Origin of the sequence: Flavobacterium aquidurense (assembly GCF_001404985.1) — a bacterium.
Classification (GTDB): Bacteria; Bacteroidota; Bacteroidia; order Flavobacteriales; family Flavobacteriaceae; genus Flavobacterium; species Flavobacterium aquidurense_B.
This window is the reverse complement of sequence record NZ_JRLF01000012.1, coordinates 721,014-740,495: the sequence shown is the minus strand read 5'-3', so window position 1 is coordinate 740,495 and position 19,482 is coordinate 721,014. Positions and strand designations below refer to the sequence as shown.

The window sequence follows — 19,482 nt, the reverse complement described above, 5'->3', positions numbered from 1 at the left end:
TAAAAATCATTATGAAAAATTATATACTTCTTTGCTTAATACTAATCTGTTTTTCATTTGACAGTTATTCGCAACAATCGAAAGTAACTGCCGGAGATAAAAAATATGACAGTTATGCTTATATAGATGCTATTAAAACCTACGAGCGTGTGGCCAACAAAGGATATAAATCTGAGGATATGTTCAAAAAACTGGGCAATTCCTATTATTTTAATTCTGATTTTGATGGAGCCGCTAAATGGTATAGCGAACTTTTTGCATTGAATTCTTCTGTTGAACCTGAATATTATTATCGATATGCTCAGTCTTTAAAATCAACGGGACAAACTGATAAAGCGAATCAGGTTCTGGCGGAATTTAATACTAAATTTAAAAACGATAACAGAGGAAAACTCTATAAAGAAGATGTTAATTATCTCGATGAGATAAAAGCAAATTCGGGACGTTATAAAATTGAAGATGCAGGTATAAACTCAAAATATTCTGATTACGGATCATTTGTTTACGATAACAAAATCTATTTTGCTTCGGCCAGAGATACCGGAAACTTTTCGCAACGCAAGCACAAATGGACAAATGAATATTTTACCAATTTATATTTTGCAGATATTGATACCGTAAACAATACTAGTATTACTAAAGTAAATAAATTTAAGACTTCTCTTAATACCAAATTTCATGAATCTTCTCCGGTTTTTACTAAAGATGGAAAAACAGTTTATTTTACGAGAAACAATTATGTAAACGGAAAAAAGGGAAAAGATGACAACAAAATAACGTTAGTAAAAATATATAAAGCTACGTTTGAAAATGACAAATGGACAAACATAACGGAACTCCCTTTTGACAGTGACAATTACAGTACAGCACATCCTGCTTTAAGTCCAGATGAGAAAACCTTGTATTTTGCATCAGATATGCCAGGAACAATAGGGCAATCTGATATTTATAAAGTGAGTATCAACAACAATACAACTTACGGACCGCCAACCAATCTGGGCAAGGCCATTAATACCGAAGGCAAAGAAACATTTCCGTATGTTACGGGCGAAAACGAAATTTATTTTGCTTCAGATGGTCATCCGGGATTGGGCGGACTCGATGTATTTGTGGGCAAAATTGAAGATAATGGAACCATCAGCAGTATTCAGAATGTGGGAAATGATGTAAACTCTCCAAAAGATGATTTTGCGTACATCATAGATCCAGTTTCCCGAAGAGGATTTTTTAGCTCTAATAAAGATGGCGGGCAAGGTTCTGATGATATCTATAAATTTCTGGAAACCAGAAAACTGCAATGCATACAAGAGCTAAACGGAATCATTACGGATGCAGAAACAGCTGTTGTTTTACCAGGAACAAAAGTTACTTTATATGAGGGAACAACTATAAAAAGTACTATTATTTCTGATGCAGACGGATTTTATAGTTTTGCTGTCGAATGCGGAAAAACGTATAATGTAAGAGCCGAAAAACAAGATTATACAACTAAAGAAGTAACCATAAATATTGGTAAACTAACCGGAAAAACTAGCTTGCCAATTGCATTGGATAAATCGACTTGTAAAGTCACGATTGGCGATGATCTTGGAAAATGTTTTGGTATAAAAATGATTTATTTTGATCTCGATAAATCCAATATCAGAACAGAAGCTGCAATAGATTTAGAGAAAATTCTGGATGTATTAAACAATAATCCAACGATGAAACTTGATATTCGTTCTCATACTGACAGCCGCGCTACACACCAATACAATGAAGCTTTGTCTAACCGAAGAGCAAAATCTACTATACAATGGCTTGTTAAAAATGGTATTGCTGCAAAAAGGTTAACGGGAAAAGGTTATGGAGAAACCCAACTGGTAAATGGTTGTTCTGACGGAGTAAATTGTACAGAAGAAGAACACCAAATGAACAGAAGAAGTGAATTTATTATTACAGGATTATAGATAATTAAAAGTATCCTATTTTCAAAAAAGCTGTCTGAGATTCAGACAGCTTTTTAATATATAAAAAAAAAGCCGTTGTAAATCAAGGATCTACAACGACTACTAAAAACCAACCAGTCCAATAATATTTTAAATCTTAACGAAAATGTTCGTGTAATATTTTTTTCCCGTCTTAGAATCAGTTGTTACTGATAAGCCAAAATGAGTATAATCTCCTTCGATATTTTCTTTATGTCCGGGACTCTCCAGCCATGCCTTTACGGCGGCTTCAGATGTTTTATAATTATAAGCTACATTTTCGCCTACTTTTTTAGCTCCTAAAACACTCATAATATTATTAGATCTTGAGGTAAAATCATTATGATCTACAACATTATTTGCGATCATATATGTATTATGCTCTTGACATTTAAACGATATGTGATTTATTTTTTCCAGTACATTTAAACCAATACTTACCCGATAGTCATTAATAAGTTTCATGGTTTCGATCTCTGAGTCATTATAGGTATAATTCGTGATCAGAGTTTGAGTAGTCGTATTTTCTTCGGTTGCCTCAGCGCTATCTGCAGAGCATGAGTTCATTGTAATAAATATTACAACGAACATCATGGCATACATCATCTTTTTCATAATCAATGCAGGTTAATATTAAAGTAAATGTTGGGGCAAATTCCTTAATAACTTTTTATAAATTAAATCGTTTATTTCTTCTTCAAACATATTTAATTTATCGGTAAACTACAAAAATAATCGATGAAATACACAGTTAACACAATATGTCATGTAAATTTCTTACAACTAAGAAGAAAGTCTCTCAATTTTCCATGAAAAATCAGGCTGGCTTTGATAACGTATCCTGTCATGTAACCTGTTAGGTCTTCCCTGCCAGAATTCTACCTCTAATGGAGTTACTAAAAATCCACCCCAATTATCAGGTCTGGTGATTGGTTTTCCTTCAAATTCTGCTTCCAGTTTTTTTAAGTTTTCTTCTAAAAACGTTCTGGACGGAATCACTTCACTCTGATTCGAAACGATTGCGCCTAATTTACTTCCTTCAGGACGGGAATCAAAATAACCATCTGATATGTTTTCAGATGTTTTTTGTGCAATTCCTTTAATGATTACCTGACGCTCCATTTCCTGCCAAAAAAATGACAGACAAACGTGAGGGTTTGCAGCAATTGCTTTTCCTTTTTCAGAATTATAATTGGTGTAGAAAATGAACCCTTCTTCAGAAAATTTCTTTAATAAAACTACTCTTGATTTCGGAAAACCATCCAGTCCAATTGTAGAAACAGTCATGGCGTTTACTTCTCCGCTTGCGCCAAAATCCTCTACTTCATGAAACCATCTGTTAAAAAGATTAATAGGATCTTCAGGGATATTGGTTTCTAATAATTCGCTCTTCTCGTAAGATTTTCTATAATTGCTTAAATCATTCATGACTGCTGATTTTAGATTGTTGATTTTAGATTTTAGATTGAATTATGACGATAAGCAGTTTTACTCATAACTTATAATTCATAACTCATAACTTTTTTAAAACTCAAAACTTACCCCGTCATCGCCTAAAAGTACGTTCGGAAAAATTTCTCGTGCTTCCTCCTTAAAACGCTCAATGCCATCATATCGTGTAGAATAATGTCCTAAAACGAGTTGCTTTGCATTAGCTTTAAGCGCGATTCTCGCGGCTTCTTTTGCGGTAGAATGCAATGTTTTCTGAGCCAAAGCAGCTTCTGATTCTAAAAATGTAGTTTCATGATACAGAACATCTACATCCTTTATAATCGGAATAATATCCTCATTATAAACAGTATCTGAACAAAAAGCATAACTCAATGCGGGAATCGGGTCAAAAGATAATTTCTTATTTTCTACTACAGTTCCGTCATCAAGTGTAACATCTCCCCCGCCTTTTATTTTTTGATAATAGGCGGTGTGTATATTGTATTGCTGAACAGCTTCGACATTTAGTTTTCTGTCTCCTGGTTTTTCCTGAAATAAAAACCCGTTCGTGTAAACACGGTGTTTTAGCGGAATCGTTTTTACAATCACTCTGTTATCTTCAAAAATGACTTCGCTTTCTTTAGATTCTAATTCATGAAAGAAAAGCTCGTAAGTAGTCCAGGAATTGGATAATTTTAGCTGCAAAGTAATAATTTCCTTTACTCCCTTTGGACCGTAAATATGCAAATCAGTTGTTCGGCCTAAAAGTGCAAAAGTCGAAATGGTTCCTATTAATCCAAAAAAGTGATCACCGTGTAAATGCGAAATAAAAATGTGATTAATTTTAGAGAATTTAATCTTGTTTTTACGCAATTGTACCTGGGTTCCTTCTCCACAATCAATTAAAAACAATCTGTTCTTAATTTCTAAAACCTGCGAAGTTGGGTTTGTAATCGTTCTGGGAGTTGCGGCATAACAGCCAAGTATAGTAAGCTTCATTGTTGATTTTAGATTTTAGATTGTTGATTTTAGATTAATACAAGTTACTTTAGATTCAGTTTTAAAAAAATCTAATATCTAAAATCAGAAATCTAAAATTAAAACTCATTCAGTATTCAAAATCTAAAATTAAAAACCCAGATCTCTTTCGATCTCTTCCATTTCGATAATATCGTGTGCTTCTAAAAGAGAAGGAACAACAACTAATTTATCAGATATAGCATTAAAGTCAAGATCATCGACTACAATTACAAAAGACTTTTTGGCTTTTTTTTGTTGCTTTGCAAGCGGTAAAAAAAGCTTTAAATCATTTTCAGACAATCCGGCATCTGCTGATAAATCGATTATAATATTTTGTTTTTCAAAGGTTTTAAATTGCTGCGTCACTTTCTCCAGAAAAGATTTAAAATCTTTCTGAGTATCTTTAATCGTAACGGTATGTCCTTTTTGATCTACTTTCATCTTATAATATTGAAAAGCGAAGGTACAATTTTTTTAGTTTTTAGTCAAAGTCTCAGTTCATAGTATTCAGTCTCGGTCTCTGTTTTCAGTTTTTAGTCTCAATTTTTGTCAGACTGTTATTCAGACTGAAAACTGCCACTGCGACTGAAAACTAAAACTATTGAATCTTAGAAGCCAGTAAATAAATCACCGCCATTCTAATTGCAACACCATTCTCAACCTGATTTAAAATCACCGAATGATCAGAGTCGGCAACTTCAGAGGTAATCTCTACCCCTCTGTTTATTGGTCCCGGGTGCATGATTATAATTTCTTTCCCCAAAGAATCCAATAATGGTTTGTCTACTCCGTATTGTTGTGCATATTCACGTGTTGATGGAAAAAAGTTCACATCCATACGTTCGTTTTGTACCCGAAGCATATTAGCTACGTCACACCATTCTAAGGCTTTTCTTAAATTCGGTTCAACCGTAACACCCAGTGATTCGATATATCTTGGAATCAAGGTTTTTGGTCCGCAAACTTTAACTTCTGCACCTTGCATCTGCAAAGCATATATATTGGATAAGGCAACTCTAGAATGCAGAATATCACCTACAATAACTACTTTTTTTCCGGCTACATCGCCCAATTTTTCTCTAATCGAATAACTATCTAATAGTGCCTGAGTAGGATGTTCGTGTGCTCCGTCTCCGGCGTTTACAATACTTGCTTTGACATTTTTGGATAAAAAATAAGCCGCTCCGGGGTTGGAGTGGCGCATTACAACCATATCAACTTTCATGGAAAGGATATTATTTACAGTATCAATTAAAGTTTCTCCTTTTTTAACGGAAGACTGGGCTGCCGAGAAACTAATAACATCTGCTGATAATCGTTTTTGTGCTAACTCAAACGAAAGTTTTGTTCTGGTACTGTTCTCGAAGAAAATGTTAGCAATGGTAATATCTCGTAATGAAGGAACTTTTTTAATGGGTCTGTTAATGACTTCTTTAAAATGATCGGCAGTTTCAAAAATCAGGTTAATATCATTCTCGTTGATGTATTTTATTCCTAATAAATGATTTACGCTTAATTCTTTCATTTTTATTTCTTTAATATTTAATTTGTCAAATTCCTGAATTCCTGAAACATTCAGCCTTTCAATATTTCTTTTAAGAGCAGCTACTCTATTGAACCATCCTGTCTACAACTTCACTGTAATCCTGAAGATCTCTTGCATCTTCATCAAAAATCTTTTGCCATCTAAAACCCGGAATTTCAATTTTAGTTCTTGCAGAGCCGTCCCATTTTATTTTAAAATCGTTATTTATTAAAACTTCAGCAACTCGTTTTCCAACTTCTATTGTAATTGTATCATCTGAATTATCTACTTTTTGAAAAGCGATATACAAACCCGGATTTTCAATATCGATTGCTCTGGCTAAATCCTGTTCGTGATAAAAGCAATATCCATCAGACTCTACTTCGTTTTCCTGCAATTCTCTTTCAACCTCAACTACTTCATATTCACCGTCGGTTGTGGTGTAACCTGCATTGTGAAGTGCAATGATATTTTCATCACCCAATTCATCAAACGCTTTTATTAGTCTTTCAGTATCTGTTGGACTTACCCATAGTTTACTTTCTGAAAGTAACTTTTGGTATTCTTCTCTTATTTTATCAAAAGCCCACTCTTCTGAGATTTCGTCTTCAAATTCGTTATCTTCAATTTCTTCTAAGATATTTTCCTGAATCTCATCAAGAGAAAGAAATCCCATTCTGACCTGATTAAAAATCGATTCATAAATAAAAACTTCATTCTCTGTCATATTTTTTTGTTTAATCGGTTAATTGTTTAACCTTTTATTTTTCTATTTATTAAAAATGTTTAATCGTTTTGTTTTTGCGATTAAACATTTAAACTAATTCGTTATCAGGTAAACGGCGTCTTCTCCCTCATTCTCTTTCCAGCTCACTTTTACTTTTTCGCCATTTATAGCATCTACCTGACGACCACGATAATCGGGCTGAATAGGTAAATTACGGCTAAAACGTCTGTCGATTAACACTAACAATTCAATTTCTGAAGGTCTCCCAAAAGATTGAATTGCAGTTAAAGCAGAACGAATGCTTCGTCCGGTAAACAATACGTCATCTATAAAAATAACTTTCTTGTTTTCGACGATAAAATTTATTTGTGTTTTATTGGCTTCCAGCGGTTTATCAGTACGACGAAAATCATCTCTAAAAAAAGTGATGTCAAGGTAACCCAAAGAAATTTCAGGTACTTTGTATTCGTTTTCTAATATTTGTTTTAAACGTTCAGCTAAAAAAACGCCTCTTGGCTGAATCCCGACTAAAATAGTATCCGAGAAATCAAGGTGTTTTTCGATCAACTGACAAGCCAAACGATGGAGTATGATAGTAACTTCTTTTGAATTAAGTAATACTTTTTGGCTCATAATTAAGTGTAATGTTTGGTTGGGCAAATATACGAAATCAGAATTTATTTGTTGGGGTGTTGGGAAGGGAAATATTTTTTTTTGAGATGATCGATTTTATTTACAATATATATTATCTTTTATTTTAAAAATATTACTTTTCACAAATAACCAAAATCATCAAATTTGAAAAAATTATTTCTCTTTTTTTTAATTTTAAATTTCTCATGTAATAATGAAAAGTTTAAAAAAGAATATTATCCTAATGGAAATCTAAAATCAAAAATAAAGTTAGATGATAACGGCATCCCAAATGGAAATTTTGAAGAATATTATGAAAATGGCATTTTAAAAGCAAAAGGAAATGATAGTAAAACTCCTGATTCTGCTTTTATATACTTTGAAAATGGAAAGATAAAAGAAAAAGGCATGTTTTACGATGGACTAAGACAAAACTGGTGGGTTATTTTTGATCAAAACGGTAAAATAATAACGAGAATAGAATATTTTAAGATTAAAAATAAAACGTTTAAAAATCAATACATTTCATATTCACAAGCTGGAGACATCAACTATTCGAAAAGTTCCTTTTTTAAATTCAACATACCAGATACCCTAAAAATTGGCAAAAACTTGATTGATTCAAATGAATTTTATACTGATAAGAGAGGATATAAAGATTTTCATTTTTTGTCAATTATTATTGATAACAGATACTCTGAAAATGAAACAAAAAAAGATACATTTCAATTTAGAATATCTGCAAACCAAAAATCAAATCCATGGTTTGGCATATATGCTTATAAAAAAGGAAGAATGAAAATTACTGGTGAAATAGAAGAAAAGTTTATCGATTATAAATTAATTTCAAATGATTCTGCAGATGCTCAGGTAATAAAAATAAGCAGGTATTTCTCAAAAGAGATATTTGTAAAGCATAATTAAGAATTATCTATAAATCTGAAATTCTTTACGGAGTCACGGAGCATATGCAAATCTTGAATATTATACTGTTTTATATCCCGCGCACGCATGTTCAACGATAGCGCGGAAATTTTTCCCATCTCAACAAAGCGAATATCTCAACAAAAACTAAATCTTGATTCAACCATTAAAAAAAAATGATTTACATCGATAAAAGCACATTCCCACATTGTTATATTGAAGAAAAGAAATTTAACTGGGGAGAACCTTACGATGTTATAACGCCAATTTTCAATTTATACATCGATCCTGAATTATCAGATATTGAATATACCATTGAAGTTTTAGGCAAAAATAATTTCAAAATTAATTTAGAGAAACTCTATAATATTCTGCTTAACAAAGAAGAATATGATCGCATAGAAAATTTTAATACCCTAATTTTTAATCGTGAAATCATATTAAATAATATCCAAAAACATTTGAACTCAAATGAAAATAAGACTTCTCCGTGGAAACAATATTATGACGGATATTTAACCGAAAATGATTATTTGGAATCAATTGAAAAAGATCTAAACAGAATATTATTATTTGAACGAAAAGAATATTGATAAGATTGAAAAAACAAATATTTTTAAGAAGAATAATACAAAAATTAAGTAATTTGGCTTCATCAAAATCAACACAAAGTTCAAGAACGTTACATAATAATTATTCCTATTTTCAACCTTTAATAATGTGAGGCGTCAACACGATAAACACAGACACAGTAAATATGAAAAAAAAATTACTCTTAGTATTATCTTTAATTGTTTTACAAAACAGCCATGCGCAATGGACTAAAATTACATCGCCATACGCCGGGAATTTATGGACTATTAAGTTCTTTGATGCACAAAATGGATATATTGGTGGAAACACTGCTATTTTAAAAACTACTGATGGCGGCGCAACGTGGACATCAAAATCGATTAGCAATTTTTTAATAAATAGTTTTTCTTTCCCAAGTGCAACTGTTGGCTATTATGGCTGCAATAATAACATTGTGGCAAAAACTACAGATGCTGGTGTAATCTGGACAAATCAGAATCCAAATGCAAGTCCTTATGCAATATTATCAGTAAGTTTCCCTACTGTAACTACCGGATATGCAGTTGGTGATGCAGGAACAATCAGAAAAACTACTGATGGCGGAACAACATGGGCAACTCAGGCATCGGGATTAACGACCGGAATAGAAGAGGTTCATTTTTTTGATGTAAATACCGGTATTTGTATTGGAGATGGTGGTAAAATTAAGAGAACAACAAATGGCGGTGCAACATGGGTTACAACAGCCAGCGGAACTACGCAAAATCTATATGATATCTTTTTTCTAGATACAAATACAGGTTTTATAGCCGGAGGAACGGGTACAGTTCTTAAAACAATAAATGGAGGACAAACGTGGTCTGTTTTAACTACAGGAATTACAAGCTGGTTGTATTCTATTTGTTTCAAAGACGCATTAACAGGCTATGCGGCGGGAGCTCAGGGAAAAATAATAAAAACTATTGATGGTGGTTTAACATGGACATCAGAAGTTTCAGGAGTAAGCAGTGCTAAAGGCATAAACGATATTATCTACATTAATAACAGATTTATTGCCGTGACAGATCAAGGAGAAATAATTACTGATGTAGCCACTTTAGGAACTGCTGAAAATATCAGAGAAGATGCTGCGGTTATTGTGTATCCAAATCCTACATCTGATTCTTTTTCAGTAGATTATCATAATGATGAAAATTTGACTTTAAAGGTAAATATTATTGATGCAAATGGCGTTAAAGTAAAATCTAAGATTTTAGATGGTAACCAAAGAACGGTAAATGTAAAAGATTTAAGTAATGGTGTTTATATTGTTGAAATTAAAGCGGGTCAATTTTCGGCTACTAAAAAATTAATCATTAAAAAATAAAAGGAGTAAAGTGCAGTAAAGTAATCAATTTAAAATATAAAATTATGAAAGTAAAAGTCATAGGAATCCCGGTTCTGGATCAGGAAAAGGCATTACAATTTTATACCTCAAAATTGGGTTTTATAATAAAACATGATGTGCCATTAGGCGAAAACAACAGATGGTTAACTGTAGTTTCTAAAGATGAACCTGAGGGAGTTGAAATTTTACTGGAACCGGCACCCAATCATTTTGAACCGGCTAAAACCTATCAAAGCGCCCTTTTTGAAGCCGGAATTCCATATACGCAATTAAATGTAGATAATCTACAGGAAGAATATGATAGATTGATCAATATCGGCGTTGATTTCAGCATGAAACCAACTGAAATGGGAAATGTAAAAATTGCCATTTTGGATGATACTTGCGGGAATAAAATTCAGTTGATTGAAATGTTAGGATAATATTCCTTTACTAAAATACCAGCCCCAGAGGGACGTTATATTTATAGCAATTTATATAGGGTTTCATAAAAACCCCATCAGGGTAGTATATATCGCTCCGCTGGAGCTTTTTATCAAATAACCTATTGTTTAGCTATAAATATAACGCTCCGCTGGAGCTTTTTTTTACAACAGATAGTAATTTTCATTATCAAAAACATTTGCAAAAAAATAAGATCGATCTGATTTATGCAATTTTAAAATTCCGTAGGAATGATTTATATTGTAGCAACGGATTTTAATCCGTTGTAGAACGATGATTATTATTTTTGACTGGATTAATCCCGAAGCTTCGGGATAGCCTTACAATATGGATCGAGCCGATGGCTCTTTCTTGAATATTCGTGATATTCTATTAGGGTTAATCCAAATCATAGAACTTTTGAAGTTAATTGTGTAAGACATTTTTTTGATGTTTGAAGTAATTTTATTGTACGATAATTAGAATACAAAATTCTTTTTAAAATAATTAAAACAGCAAAATCATGCAAAAGAACATTACACGTTTGTTAATGGTATTCGTAATACTATTTTCATTTACAAGTTGCGAAGTTATTGGAGACATTTTTAAAGCCGGAATGGGATTCGGGATATTTATCGTAATCTTTATTGTTGCGATTATCATCTTTATATTCGCTAAGCTTTTTGGTAAAAAATAAAACATAAAAAAATCCCGTTCATTTAAGTGAACGGGATTTCTTTTTTATTTAAAGCTATATTTTATTTAGCGTACATTTTTACTCTTAGTTCCTGAACTTTCTCGTCGTCTAAGTATTCATCGAATGTCATATAACGATCGATTGCTCCGTTTGGTGTAAGCTCTACTACTCTATTACCAACAGTTTGTGCAAACTCGTGGTCATGTGTAGTAAAAATTACAGATCCTTTAAAGTTTTTCAAAGAGTTGTTAAAAGCTGTAATCGACTCCAAATCTAAGTGATTCGTTGGCTCATCAAGCATTAAGATATTTGCTCTTTCCATCATCATTCTTGAAAGCATACAACGTACTTTTTCTCCTCCTGATAATACACGGCTTGTTTTTAAAGCTTCTTCTCCTGAGAAAATCATTTTTCCTAAGAATCCTCTAATAAATACTTCGTCGCGCTCTTCTTCGGTTTTTGCGTACTGACGTAACCAGTCTACTAATGTTAAATCGTTCTCGAAGAAAGAATGGTTTTCAGCCGGTAAATAAGCCTGATTGGTTGTAATTCCCCAATCAAAAGTTCCTGCGTCTGCTTTTTGCTGATTGTTCAGGATTTCGTAGAAAGCGGTTGTAGCACGTGAATCTTTAGAGAAAAGAACGATTTTATCGCCTTTTGCCATATTCAAATCTACTCCTTTAAACAAAAGATCTCCATCTACAGAAGCTTCTAAATTTTCAACATTCAAAATCTGATCTCCCGCTTCACGATCCTGATCGAAGATAATCGCCGGATAACGACGGCTTGAAGGTTTAATATCAGAAATATTCAATTTAGAAATCATTTTTTTACGAGATGTTGCTTGTTTTGATTTGGCAACGTTCGCGCTAAAACGACGAATAAATTCTTCTAATTCCTGTTTCTTTTCCTCCGCTTTTTTGTTTTGCTGTGCACGTTGTTTCGCCGCTAATTGGCTAGACTCGTACCAGAAAGTATAGTTTCCTGAATAGTGGTTTATTTTTCCAAAATCAATATCAGAAATATGTGTACAAACCGAATCTAAAAAGTGACGGTCGTGAGATACTACAATTACAGTATTTTCATAATTTGCTAAGAAATTTTCTAACCAGGAAATGGTTTCAAAATCCAAATCGTTGGTAGGCTCATCCATAATAAGCAAATCAGGGTTTCCAAAAAGTGCTTGTGCCAAAAGGACACGAACTTTAATTTTTCCCTCAAGATCTCCCATTAATGTATAATGGTGTTCTTCGTTGATTCCTAAGTTAGACAACATTGATGCAGCATCAGAATCTGCATTCCATCCGTTCATTTCTTCGAACTGAACCTGAAGCTCCCCTATTCTGTCTGCGTTTTTGTCGTTGTAGTCTAAATAAAGTTCATCCATTTCTTTTTTAACAGCATAAAGAACTTTATTTCCCATCAAAACGGTTTCCAACACAGTATGTTCATCAAACATGTTGTGATTTTGGTTTAAAACCGACATACGTTTTCCTGGTTCTAAATGAATATGACCAGAAGTTGGATCGATATCGCCTGAAATGATTTTTAGAAAAGTAGATTTTCCAGCACCATTGGCTCCAATAACTCCATAAATATTTCCGTGTGTGAATGTGGTATTTACTTCGTCAAACAAAATTCGTTTGCCAAATTGAACTGATAAATTATTGACTGTTAACATGAATGTCTTTTTAATTAATTTGGTGCAAAAGTACGGAAAAAGGTTCAGAGTTGCAAAGGTGCAATGGAGCAAAGTTTTTCACCTGAAAGAGTTTTTCGCGCAAAGACGCAAAGGCGCAAAGAAAAGCAACTTTGTGTGAAAATTTTCTACCATATAAGTTATATAAGTGCATTTAAACGAAACTTATTAACCTAAAAAAGATGAAAAACTTTGCGACTTTGCGTGCAAATTTCACTAAACTTATAATATCTTATATTACTTATATGGTTTAAATCAAACTACAATTTACTTTCTTTCGCAAGCGCTACTTCTAAACTTTCGAAATTAGGCAACACTTTTGCAATCATTCCTTCTTTGTTTAAAATAAAATGTGTTGGGAATGAATTGAGCTGTAAAGCTTCGTTCATGTAAACTTTCATATCCGGAATTACATCATAAGACAACGGTTTTCTGGCTAAGAATGTTTTCAATTGTTCCGGAGAATCTTCGGCTAAGCTTATAAAAAGAATATCTTTTCTATTTTTATATTCTTCAACTAATTTATTGACCTGAGGAAATTCTCTTATGCATGGCGTACAGTGAATGTACCAACATTTTATAACTATGATTTTCCCTTTCATGGATTCATTTGAAATTAGATTTCCGTTTAAATCTTTAAAAGAAAATTTAGGAAATGGTTTTCCTTCCATTTCGAAATTTTTATAGGCGTCAAAACCAATTTGGTTGATGGTTGCTTTTATACTTGTGTCAGATTTGGGCTGAATCTGGAATAACTTATAATAGTAAACCGAATCTTCTGATTTCAACCTTATCGGAATAAAGTTTCCGTTTGCCAATTGATCTAAAAATGCTTCTTTTGAGATTTCTTTTGAATTTAAATCAATTGCTGTAAAATCTCGGGAAAGCATAATCTTCTTGCTTTGATAAACGGACCAATCACCAAAAGTTTTTTGAATTTGAATGGGATCAACTTCTGGATTTCCGAATTTATTTTGGGCGAAGGAAGAAGTGAAAAATAAAAATGTGATTATAATGGTGATCGATTTCTTCATGAAGTTTTTATGCAATTATTCTAAAGTCAAAAGTACTTAAAATAGTTTTTAATTTAGGTTTAATTGTGGAGAAATGGCACGCGGATGATACGGATTCGCTATCGCGAAAACGCGGATTTATGCGGATTTTTTATTACGAGGATTATTTTTACTTCATTTTTTGTCATTTCGAAGAATTAGAAATCACATTGGAAATTCTGTAAAGTATATCGCCAATCTTTGTCGAGTTCCGTGTGTGATTTCTCATTCTTCGAAATGACAATATTGTGGTTACTTTGCTTTTTCGAAAACTAATAATGTGAATTTAAACTGTAACTTTCTATGAAACCGAATGTACTAGCCCTGATAGAAGTGGAAATCTTTTTGTGCCGGGGTTCGGCGCAAAAGATTGGAACGTATAGCAGGAAATAGCTCCTAAAAAAAATCATTATCGTTTTAGTTAATTATAAAACAAAAAAACCTGGCAACATGATTGCCAGGTTCATAATGCGCTCCTTCGGGTGAAAACCAAATAACAAATCACCTAAATTCGACACATTTATTCGAAATAAAAATTAGATTAAAAAATAAATAACCAAACTCAATTTTAACCGTTCCAATATTTTATTTCTAGATTTTCATTCATTGAACCTTAGTTTAAAAAGTTCATTACTTTGAATGATTTTTTATTTCCTGCTTTGTCTGTTACCACAACTATAAACAATTGTTTAGTTGAGAAACTTTGGTTTTGAAGCAGTATTTCTTTATTATTCTGAACATTTTGGTAGTTTACCAATGATTGTCCAATTGTATTAAATACGTCTACATGTGCAACATCTTCGGCTTCGTTTGTTACCGATAATGCATTATTTTTAAAGTAAACGATTGTATTGCTTTTTACCTCGATTTTGTCAAGCGCTAAAGTTTTTGCGAATGATTGCGATGCAAAATATGCGGCATATGCTTTAGATAATTCAGATGAATTACCACAAGAAGATGCATCCCAGTTTACAGACCAAGTCATTAAACCTCTTAGAGAAGGATATGGCCCGCCTGGTTGCATAGTGTATGTTCTTCCTGAAAAAGTAGTTCCTGTTCTTAAATAATTCATGGCACTAATTCCTTCTGCCGGTGTTAAATAACCGCTGCCTGCTGCACTTGGACAAGCTGGTAATGCAATAAGAACTTTTGAAGCCGGTAAACCATCAAAACGCATTCCTGTTGTTGCAATGTTATATCCTTTTATCACCATATCAGTTAGGGCTGTTACCATGTTTGCTTTTTTAGCTGAACCATAATATTGACCATCTAATCCGTTTTCTCCTCCTGTATTATACAATTGTACCGCTAACAAATCTAATTCGTTACGCAAGTTTTGAATGATTGGCAGGAATGAACCAAAAGTATCTGTATAGGTAGAATATCCTCCTTGTACATATTGTGTTTCCGGAGCTGCAGTTAATAAGAATCCAGGGCCATAATACGCTTTTAATTCTTTGAAAGCATCTACTACGTTTTTTAATCTTGGATAAGCAGAAATACCCGCATACGAAATATCTCTTAAACCTCCTGCGCTAAAATTCATCGATCCGCCTTCAAAATCAATATCAACTCCGTCAAATTGATACTCATCAATAATTGCTTTCAGACCATTAACAAAAATATTTTTTTGAGTTACATTGTCCAAAACAACATGACCATTTTGACCTCCAATAGAAACAATAACCGGAACGCCGCTATCTCTTAATGATTTTATGTCATTTTTTAGCAATTGCTTATTGAAAACACCATTAGTCAAATATCTATTGTCATTTGTAGTTAATACTGGCGTGTAACCATCGCGATTAACTGTTTCTACGAAAGAATAATCGACTACGTTAAACTTACTTCCTACCATTTGAGAAAAATATAAAAATGGTGCACCAGCATTTTCCCAAGAATGTGCGTATCCTAAAATAATTTTAGATGGAAGCGGAATGAATCTGTTTGTGCTCACTGGAGCAATTTTAATTGTATTGTTAAATGTAGTTACACCAGATTGATTATCGGTTGCTTTGATTACAACTGGATAATCCTGATAAGCAGATGGTGTAAAATTATACGTATATGTATTATTTGTACCTGCTGTCATGTTAAACGTACCGCCATTTATTGTAATAGTAACACCTGAAACTGATCCGTTACTATCAACAGCTGTAACCGAAATTGGCACAACCTGGAAAGTACTTTGGTTTACAGTTGTATTCGATGGTGAATTCCAAGTAATTACAGGTAATGAATTAGGGCAGTTTGCACCTGAACAATTTAATGTAAAACTATATGTTTTTGAATCTGTTGTTCCGTTTGATGCAGTAGCCGTAACGGTTAATGTATGAGAAAGCGAAAACTGATTTGCTACAGGTGTCCAAACCGCTGTATAAGTTCCCGAAGAATTGGTAGCGCTCAGGCTTTGTCCATCTAAACTAAATACAACAGATGAGATTGTAGTCGCATCAACAGCACTTAATCCAACGCTTGCAACAAAATTAATTGCTGATCCTAAATTTATAGCAATTGCCGAAGCTGTAGGCGCTGTAATGCTAACCACTGGTTTAGTCGCAACCACTGCTTGTCTGTTAAAATTATAAACAGTTGCTGTTGTTGGAACTGCAAAGTTGGTTAAGTTATTTGGATAATAAGTCACATCACCATTTTCCCATGCATTTAATTTCAGACTTAAAATTTGTGTATAACCTGCTACAACTGAATTATCAAAAGTATAATTTCCTGATGCATCTGTTGTTACTAAAACACTTTTCCAGTTATGGGTATTATCAGTCCAAGGTAAAACGATTTCTACTTTTGCACCAGCAACCGGAGTTGTTCCGTTTTTAACTGTTCCGCTGATTAGGTTTGCGGCAGCCAATGCTGATTTTGCTGTAGAGCTTGTATTGAAGTTATAAACCGTTGGGTTTGCAGGAACTGCAAAGTTGGCCAGATTATTTGGGAAATAGCTTACTTCACCATTTTCCCAAGAATTTAATTTAAGACTTGTAACGGTTGTATATCCTGCAACAACTGCATTATCAAAGCTATATTTTCCTTGTGCATCTGATACGGCGATAACGCTTTTCCAGTTGTGTGTGTTATCTGTCCATGGTAAAACCAATTCTACTTTTGCACCAGAAACAGGATTTGCTCCATTTTTAACTGTTCCGCTAATTTTGTTTGTTCCAATTACAACAACATCCTGTGAGAAGTTTAATGTTTTATTGGCCGCTAAATTAGTATAAACTGTTGAAGCCGGTGTATAGGTTTGTCCTGTTAGAGCTGCAGTCAAGGTATAATTTCCGCCGGAAGGCAAACTAAGTGAGTAAACACCGCTTGCGTTTGTAACAGCTGCATAACTTCCTCCTGTAAAAGAAGCAGTAACAGTTACACCAGAAACCGGAGTTGTATTGTTTAAAACAGTACCACTTACTGTATAATTAACAACTGCCGCACCTTGAGTAAAATTCAACGTTTGATTGGCACTTATTGCATTATAAACCGTAGAAGCCGGAGTATATGAAAATCCTGATTTTGCAGCTGTAACCGTAAAATTAAGACCTGCTCCTAAACCTGCTACGCTATAAACTCCGCTTGCATTAGAAACCGCAGTTAAAACTGTTGATCCTGAAGTAGCTGTAACAGTTACACCAGAAACCGGAGTTGATCCGTTAAGAACCGTTCCGCTTACGGTATAAGTTTGCTGTGATCCGTTGATAACAACAGCAGTTTGATTAACAGTAACGTTTGTAAGTGTTACAGGAGTAAAAGTATAAGTCGCTTTTAAAGCTGTAAGCGTATAATTTTGTCCTGAAGTCAGGTTGCTAAATGTGAAATTACCTCCAGTAGAAACTAACGTTTGTAATACTAAATTGCTGGCATTGCGCAGTTCAACTGTAACATCAGTCACTAAAGCTGAACCATTTTTTACTGAACCTGCAATGCTTACCGTTCCCGGAACAACGCTGCCAAATGAAGTATCAACCTGATTGATTAATGCATTTGGAACTGATCCTCTGGTATCCTGAGACAATTCCCAGATCATACCTCCGGCAAGATTTTTAGATTTAATATACTGTACTTTTAAATCCATAGATTGTTTATCTTCATAAGAGATAAACTGTTTTAAAGTAGCATTGTATAAATAAGGTACTTTTGTTGTGTTATCAAAATAGCGTACCCATCCTGCAGCTGCTGCACTTGATGTAACCTGCATGGTGTTTGGATCCAGATAAGCATGTGAATTTGTAACGGGGTTCCCCACTAAATCACATATTTCGATACTTCCTGATTTTTCACAAGCTGCCGGACCATCCCATGTTCCTGTTGGATTTTGAGGATTTGTACATCCGGAAACTATATATCTTGGTGCAGAAACGAATAATCCCGGTAAATTGGGATTGGTTCCGTTATTGGCAACATTATCAAATTTTTTCCCGTAAAAAGGCAATCCCATGATTAATTTGTTCGCAGGAAAACCAACAACGTTCAAATATTGATTCGTTAATTCGTCTAATGATTCTGATTGTGTTGCCCCGTATAGCGGATCATTTGTATTTCCGCTGGAATATAAAGGAGCATTGTAGCACGTTTTATCGTACCAGTTTCCACCAAAATCATATCCAAAATAAGTAATGTAATCACAATAAGTCGAAATATCTTCTGTCATTCCGTATTGTGTTCTGTTGTTTGGCCCTAAATATTGTTTAGATACATTTCGAACATTGTTTCCGGCTGCAATCGTAACTAATTTATTTGGCATTGCCTGACGCATTGCTTTTAATAAATAAACTAAGTTTTTGTTATCGTCCGGACTGTACTTTTGTGGAGGAATCGGAGCTCCGTTGATTACTTCAGTACCGTCTGTTCCGCCTAAAAGAGGATATTCCCAGTCAATGTCAAATCCATCAATAAAGGGATATTTGGTAATAAAGTTTGCCATATCTGCAGCCAGAGCGGCTCTTGCTACAGGACTTGCAGCAATTGGAGAAAGATCCTGACCTTTGGTCCATCCTCCAACAGAGATTAAGATTTTTAAGTGCGGATACTTTTCCTTAAGTTTCATTAAGTCATAAAAGTTCCCTTTTACAGGAGCATCCCACGGAATTCCACCTTCCATATGCTCAAAATCAGCATAGGAATCTAAACATAACAACTTTGTATTCTCCGGATGTGCCGGATCATAAGTTGTACCATAAAACGAATAATTTAAATGCGTCAATTTACTCCCGTCTATCTTAGGGACATTAAAATCCCGGGCATAAATAGACCATTGCGCATAATACCCTACTACCTTTTTACCGTGAGCTGGTTGAGCTAACGCAAGTAAGGGAAACAGTAACAAAAAAAGCAATCTGTAATAATGTTTCATAATTAAATTAATATTGGTTAATAGAAAATAAATATTCCAATTACGATACCTTACACGCTCAAAAA

The 19,482-nt window shown here is 33.7% G+C and carries 16 protein-coding genes; 6 read left to right on the top strand and 10 right to left on the bottom strand.

What is annotated here, in order from left to right:
- Positions 1-11: 11 nt before the first annotated feature.
- Positions 12-1,949: an OmpA family protein gene (locus RC62_RS14990; protein WP_055096564.1), complete on the top strand. Its 1,938-nt coding sequence runs from the start codon at positions 12-14 to the stop codon at positions 1,947-1,949.
- A gap of 129 nt (positions 1,950-2,078) precedes the next feature.
- On the opposite strand, the gene RC62_RS14985 is transcribed toward RC62_RS14990, so the two are convergent.
- The 7 genes from RC62_RS14985 to pyrR form a co-directional block, all read right to left on the bottom strand.
- Positions 2,079-2,582, bottom strand: a complete 504-nt coding sequence (locus RC62_RS14985; protein WP_055096562.1) for a CAP domain-containing protein — start codon at positions 2,580-2,582, stop codon at positions 2,079-2,081.
- Between the two features lie 168 nt (positions 2,583-2,750).
- Positions 2,751-3,395 carry a pyridoxamine 5'-phosphate oxidase gene (gene pdxH / locus RC62_RS14980; RefSeq protein WP_055096560.1) on the bottom strand — a complete coding sequence of 215 codons (645 nt, stop codon included), beginning with the start codon at positions 3,393-3,395 and terminating at the stop codon, positions 2,751-2,753.
- A 96-nt stretch (positions 3,396-3,491) separates the two neighbouring features.
- The gene (locus tag RC62_RS14975; protein WP_055096559.1) at positions 3,492-4,397 is read right to left on the bottom strand and encodes a ribonuclease Z; all 906 of its coding nucleotides are present in this window, start codon (positions 4,395-4,397) and stop codon (positions 3,492-3,494) included.
- A 129-nt stretch (positions 4,398-4,526) separates the two neighbouring features.
- Positions 4,527-4,859: a hypothetical protein gene (locus tag RC62_RS14970; RefSeq protein ID WP_055096557.1), complete on the bottom strand. Its 333-nt coding sequence runs from the start codon at positions 4,857-4,859 to the stop codon at positions 4,527-4,529.
- 157 nt (positions 4,860-5,016) lie between these two features.
- Positions 5,017-5,943: an aspartate carbamoyltransferase catalytic subunit gene (locus RC62_RS14965; RefSeq protein ID WP_055096555.1), complete on the bottom strand. Its 927-nt coding sequence runs from the start codon at positions 5,941-5,943 to the stop codon at positions 5,017-5,019.
- An 85-nt stretch (positions 5,944-6,028) separates the two neighbouring features.
- Complete coding sequence (locus RC62_RS14960; RefSeq protein ID WP_055096553.1) at positions 6,029-6,670, bottom strand: DUF6891 domain-containing protein; 642 nt, start codon at positions 6,668-6,670, stop codon at positions 6,029-6,031.
- A gap of 93 nt (positions 6,671-6,763) precedes the next feature.
- On the bottom strand, positions 6,764-7,303 hold the full coding sequence (gene pyrR / locus RC62_RS14955) for a bifunctional pyr operon transcriptional regulator/uracil phosphoribosyltransferase PyrR (protein ID WP_055096551.1): 540 nt from the start codon (positions 7,301-7,303) through the stop codon (positions 6,764-6,766).
- Between the two features lie 165 nt (positions 7,304-7,468).
- On the opposite strand from pyrR, the gene RC62_RS14950 reads away from it, so the two are divergent.
- The 5 genes from RC62_RS14950 to RC62_RS23010 all read left to right on the top strand — a co-directional run bounded on the left by RC62_RS14950 (position 7,469) and on the right by RC62_RS23010 (position 11,307).
- Entirely contained in the window at positions 7,469-8,227 is a 759-nt protein-coding gene (locus RC62_RS14950; protein ID WP_055096549.1) for a toxin-antitoxin system YwqK family antitoxin, read from the top strand.
- Between the two features lie 176 nt (positions 8,228-8,403).
- Positions 8,404-8,820 carry a hypothetical protein gene (locus RC62_RS14945; RefSeq protein ID WP_055096547.1) on the top strand — a complete coding sequence of 139 codons (417 nt, stop codon included), beginning with the start codon at positions 8,404-8,406 and terminating at the stop codon, positions 8,818-8,820.
- 164 nt (positions 8,821-8,984) lie between these two features.
- The gene (locus RC62_RS14940) at positions 8,985-10,166 is read left to right on the top strand and encodes a YCF48-related protein (RefSeq protein ID WP_055096546.1); all 1,182 of its coding nucleotides are present in this window, start codon (positions 8,985-8,987) and stop codon (positions 10,164-10,166) included.
- A gap of 44 nt (positions 10,167-10,210) precedes the next feature.
- Positions 10,211-10,609, top strand: coding sequence for a VOC family protein (locus tag RC62_RS14935; protein ID WP_157472530.1), 399 nt, complete (start codon positions 10,211-10,213; stop codon positions 10,607-10,609).
- 524 nt (positions 10,610-11,133) lie between these two features.
- Positions 11,134-11,307, top strand: coding sequence for a hypothetical protein (locus tag RC62_RS23010; RefSeq protein ID WP_165606662.1), 174 nt, complete (start codon positions 11,134-11,136; stop codon positions 11,305-11,307).
- 61 nt (positions 11,308-11,368) lie between these two features.
- Here RC62_RS23010 and RC62_RS14930 read toward each other — a convergent pair whose 3' ends face one another.
- The 3 genes from RC62_RS14930 to chiA all read right to left on the bottom strand — a co-directional run bounded on the left by RC62_RS14930 (position 11,369) and on the right by chiA (position 19,417).
- Positions 11,369-12,988, bottom strand: a complete 1,620-nt coding sequence (locus tag RC62_RS14930; protein WP_055096542.1) for an ABC-F family ATP-binding cassette domain-containing protein — start codon at positions 12,986-12,988, stop codon at positions 11,369-11,371.
- Between the two features lie 278 nt (positions 12,989-13,266).
- Positions 13,267-14,040 (bottom strand): TlpA family protein disulfide reductase, encoded by a 774-nt coding sequence (locus RC62_RS14925; RefSeq protein WP_055096540.1) that lies wholly within the window; start codon positions 14,038-14,040, stop codon positions 13,267-13,269.
- Positions 14,041-14,671: 631 nt separating this feature from the next.
- Positions 14,672-19,417: a T9SS-translocated chitinase ChiA gene (gene chiA, locus RC62_RS14920; RefSeq protein ID WP_055096538.1), complete on the bottom strand. Its 4,746-nt coding sequence runs from the start codon at positions 19,415-19,417 to the stop codon at positions 14,672-14,674.
- Positions 19,418-19,482: the final 65 nt, after the last annotated feature.